The sequence below is a fragment of the Brevundimonas sp. genome (genome assembly GCF_046295075.1).
In the GTDB taxonomy this organism is placed as follows: Bacteria; Pseudomonadota; Alphaproteobacteria; order Caulobacterales; family Caulobacteraceae; genus Brevundimonas.
The window spans coordinates 1-3,725 of sequence record NZ_JBKBOC010000035.1 but is presented as its reverse complement, the minus strand read 5'-3'; the positions used below and the strand labels follow the sequence as shown (position 1 = coordinate 3,725).

Annotated in this window: 5 protein-coding genes; 1 reads left to right on the top strand and 4 read right to left on the bottom strand. The window is 68.1% G+C overall.

The window, feature by feature from the left end; genetic code table 11:
- The coding region (gene phhA / locus ACK4MH_RS15535; protein ID WP_409719991.1) for a phenylalanine 4-monooxygenase at positions 1-758 on the bottom strand (758 nt) is incomplete at its 3' end.
- Positions 759-817: 59 nt separating this feature from the next.
- Complete coding sequence (gene hspQ, locus ACK4MH_RS15530; protein ID WP_287928567.1) at positions 818-1,126, bottom strand: heat shock protein HspQ; 309 nt, start codon at positions 1,124-1,126, stop codon at positions 818-820.
- A 147-nt stretch (positions 1,127-1,273) separates the two neighbouring features.
- Between hspQ and ACK4MH_RS15525 the strand changes: the two genes are divergently transcribed.
- Positions 1,274-2,374 carry a Ppx/GppA phosphatase family protein gene (locus tag ACK4MH_RS15525; protein WP_304935944.1) on the top strand — a complete coding sequence of 367 codons (1,101 nt, stop codon included), beginning with the start codon at positions 1,274-1,276 and terminating at the stop codon, positions 2,372-2,374.
- 3 nt (positions 2,375-2,377) lie between these two features.
- Here the strand turns inward: ACK4MH_RS15525 and ACK4MH_RS15520 are convergent, their stop codons facing one another.
- Positions 2,378-3,250: a peptidylprolyl isomerase gene (locus ACK4MH_RS15520; RefSeq protein WP_409719988.1), complete on the bottom strand. Its 873-nt coding sequence runs from the start codon at positions 3,248-3,250 to the stop codon at positions 2,378-2,380.
- Between the two features lie 29 nt (positions 3,251-3,279).
- The coding region (locus ACK4MH_RS15515) for a peptidylprolyl isomerase (protein ID WP_409719986.1) at positions 3,280-3,725 on the bottom strand (446 nt) is incomplete at its 5' end.

Genomic DNA, 3,725 nt, shown 5'->3' with positions numbered 1-3,725 from the left:
ACCGGACCGAAGTCCTTCAGGGTTTCGTCCTTCAGGGCTTCCAGGCTGTCGATGACGAAATAGACCTGCTGGAAGTCGTCGATCCGGTAGAGGGTCCGCATCACCCGTTCCAGATCAAAGCCCAGCCGGTTCGGCGACGGGTCCTCCAAGGCGAAGACGCTCTCGGTCGCCGACGAGACAATCCCGGCGCCATAGATGCGTAAGGCGCCGGCCTCCTGCATCAGACCGAACTCGACCGTGTACCAGTACAGCCGCGCCAGGTTCGGCAGCATGCCCAAACCGGCGGCGCGCTGACCGCCCTTGCCATAGGCCTCCATATAGGCGGCGAAATCGGGGTCGGTCAGCATCGGCACATGGCCGAAGACGTCGTGGAAGATGTCGGGTTCCTGGAGATAATCCAGTTGGTCCGGCTTGCGGATGAACTGGCCCGAGACGAAACGGCGGTTGGCCAGATGGTCGAAGAAGACCTCGTCCGGCACCAGGCCCGGCACGCAGACCACGGTCCAGCCGGTCAGGGCCTGAAGCTTGGGATTGATCACCTCGAAGTCGGGAATGCCGCCGGCGTTCAGGTCCAGCGCATCCAGTCCGCGCAGGAAGGCGTCACAGGCCCGGCCCGGCAGGATCTTCATCTGGCGGGCGTAGAGCGTATCCCAGGTCTGGTGTTCGACCTCGGTGTAGGCGGCCCAGTTCTGGGGAATGGTCCAGTCGGCGGCCGCGCCCTCGGGCGGTTGTTCGAAGACGTGTTCGAAGTCGGACATGGGACGCTCCTCTTTTGCCCGCATCCTAGCGCCCCCGGCTCCGCCGATCCAAGGCTTCGTCAGTGGATGCCTTCGTCCAAGGGGGCATGGTGGCCGTCAGCGTCGGTGGTGAACCAACGCCGGGCGTCGTCGGGCAGCAGGACCGACTGGCCGTCTTCCAGCACCCCCTCGGCCGCATAGGCGACGAAGCCGCCGTCCTCGCCCAGGGCGAAGACACGATAGAAGGGCTGGTCCGCCGCCACCGCGCCGGTTTCGACGGCGGGACCGGCGTAGCCGTGATCGACGTCCATAACCACGCCGCGAAAGGCGTTGTCACGGTGACGAACGATCTGGCCGATGGCGAAACGGGCGGTGTGAACCTGGGTCATGAGGTCTTGTTACGCTTGTACGGATGACCGGGACGCCCACAGGTCCGTTCATCTTCCTGACAGAATGGCTTGGCGCGGACGATCTTCGCGGGCTAGGTTGATGGGGACGGGCGCCGCTTTGGACCGCCCACATCGGAATGACGGCCCATGCCGGAGACCCACGGCGCGCCCCGACGGCGCGACGAGCGGTCCCAGCCTTCCCGCGAGCGGGATGCGTCGGGTCGGGATGCGCCCCTGTATGGCGCGCTCGATCTGGGGACCAATAATTGCCGGCTGCTGATCGCGCGGCCGTCTCGCGACGGCTTTCGGGTGGTCGACAGTTTCAGCCGGATCGTGCGGCTGGGCGAAGGCCTGTCCCGGACGGGCCGGCTGGACCCGCGGGCGATGGACCGGGCCTATGACGCCCTGGCCCTGTGCGCCGACCGGATCGTCAGGAAGGGCGTGGAGTCGGTTCGGCTGAGCGCGGTCGCCACCCAGGCCTGCCGCGCCGCCGAGAACGGCGCCGAGTTCATTGATCGCGTGCGCAAGGGCACCGGCTTGCGGCTGCGGATCATCGATCCGGCCGAAGAGGCGCGGTTGGCAGTCGAGGGCTGTCTGAACCTGATCGATCCCAAGGCCGAGGCTGTGCTGATCATCGATGTCGGCGGCGGCTCGACCGAACTGTCCTGGTTGAAACGGGAAGACGCCGACTGGAAGACCACCGCCTGGATGTCCGCCCCCCTGGGCGTCGTCACCCTGGCCGAGCGGCACCCCGAGCCAGAGGGCGCGGGCGAAGACTGGTACGAGGCCATGGTGGGCGACATGGGCGCGGCCATCGCGGCGGGCGGGATCGAGGATGCAGCCATGATGGAGCTGTTCCTGGCGGACCGCGCCCATCTGGTCGGCACCTCGGGCGCCATCACCAGCCTGGCGGGCATTCACCTGAACCTGCCGCGCTACAATCGCGACCGGGTCGATGGGCTGTGGATGACACGCGGCGATTGCGAGGCGGCGGCGGAACGGCTGAAGGCCCTGGGGCCGGACGGACGGGCCAAGGAAGCCTGTATCGGGCCGGACCGCGCGGATCTGGTGCTGGCCGGCGCGGCTATATTGGAGGCGATTCAACGGGCCTGGCCATCGGAACGGGTGCGGGTCGCCGACCGGGGCCTGCGTGAAGGCCTGTTGCTGCAGCAGATGCGCGAGGACAAGAAACCGCCCAAACGGCGCAGGCGTCGGCGAGGACGCGGCCGGGGACCTGCGGCGACCTGAGCGTCAGCCCGCCGTCGCCAGCCGCACCGGGACGTCGATGTCGCAGACTGAGAAGTCCGCCCCCTTCGCCTGACGCGCCTGATCGACCAGGGCGCGGAAGGTCGGCGAAGTGGTGTTCAGCATCTGCACCGCCGGGCGCTCGGCCGACGGCAGGTCGGACGCCAGCCGGACGCGGGTCATCCGGTCGGGATCGGTGACGACGCCGTCCGGATTGGGGCTGGCCTTCAAGGCGCGCACGACGTCAAGCCCGACGACGACGCGACCCCAGACGGTGTAGCGCTTGTCCAGGGCCGGATAGGCCTGGCGCATCAGGAAGAACTGGCTGTTGGCGGTGTCATTGCCCTCGTCGCGCGCCATGCCGGCCACGCCGGGACAATAGAGACCCCAGCCATGAACCTTGCGGTCGGCGGTGCCCGTCATCAGGGCGTCGGGCTGGGTCTGAACCGGCACGGAATGGTAGAAGCCGACCAGGGCTCCGGCCGGCGCAGCCACGGGCGTGAAGGCCATGTCGGGCCCACGACGGAAGGTGAACTCGCCCTTCAGGTCCGGATACCAGCTCTGGCCGTCGCCGGTGCCCAGGGGATCGCCGGTCTGGGCCATGAACCAGTCGATGACCCGGTGCCAGGCCAGGTTATCGTAGAAGCCGCGCGAGGCCAGAAGCTTGATCCGCTCGACATGGGCGGGGGCGATCTCGGGCGTCAGTTCGACCAGAATCCGGCCCTTGGTCGTGTCGATGACCAGCAGATTGTCGGGAGCCACGGCGCGCCATTCGGTCGGCGCGGGCGGAGGCGGCGGAACGGCCGCCTCCTGCGCCAGGGCGGGACCGGTCAGAAGAGCCGCAAGGCCCGCCGCCATCAGCGCGTTTCGAATGATCATGCCCCGGCCCTCCCCCTGTATTCTAACGATCAGCCGCCGACGACCTCGGCCACCGGCTGGACGTCGCAAATGCTGAAGCTGCCGCCGCGCGCGGTGCGGGTGGCGGCGATGCTTTCGGCGAAGGCGGGGCTGCGGGCGTCCATCACCCGAACCGTCGGACGTTCACCCTCCGGCAGGGCTGAGGCCATGCGGACGCGGGTCATGATGTCGGGGTTGGCCACCTTGCCGTCCTCGGCGTCCGCGCCCTTGTTCAGTTTCTTGACCACGTCCAGGCCCGAGACCACGCGGCCGAAGGCGGTATAGGCGCCGTTCAACTGATCCCGCTCGCCCATCATCAGGAAGAACTGGCTGTTGGCCGTATCGGGCGCGCCGGCGCGGGCCATGCCCAGGACGCCGGGACAGAACAGGCCGTGCGCCTCGACCTTGAAGTCGGCGGTGATCATCATCTGGGCGTCGGGCTGGGTCTCGACCGGCA

Excerpts from the sequence above, each read along its gene's own strand:
- hspQ (WP_287928567.1), bottom strand. The coding sequence starts at position 1,126 with ATGACCCAGGTTCACACCGCCCGTTTCGCCATCGGCCAGATCGTTCGT.
- ACK4MH_RS15525 (WP_304935944.1), top strand. The coding sequence starts at position 1,274 with ATGCCGGAGACCCACGGCGCGCCCCGACGGCGCGACGAGCGGTCCCAG.
- ACK4MH_RS15520 (WP_409719988.1), bottom strand. The coding sequence starts at position 3,250 with ATGATCATTCGAAACGCGCTGATGGCGGCGGGCCTTGCGGCTCTTCTG.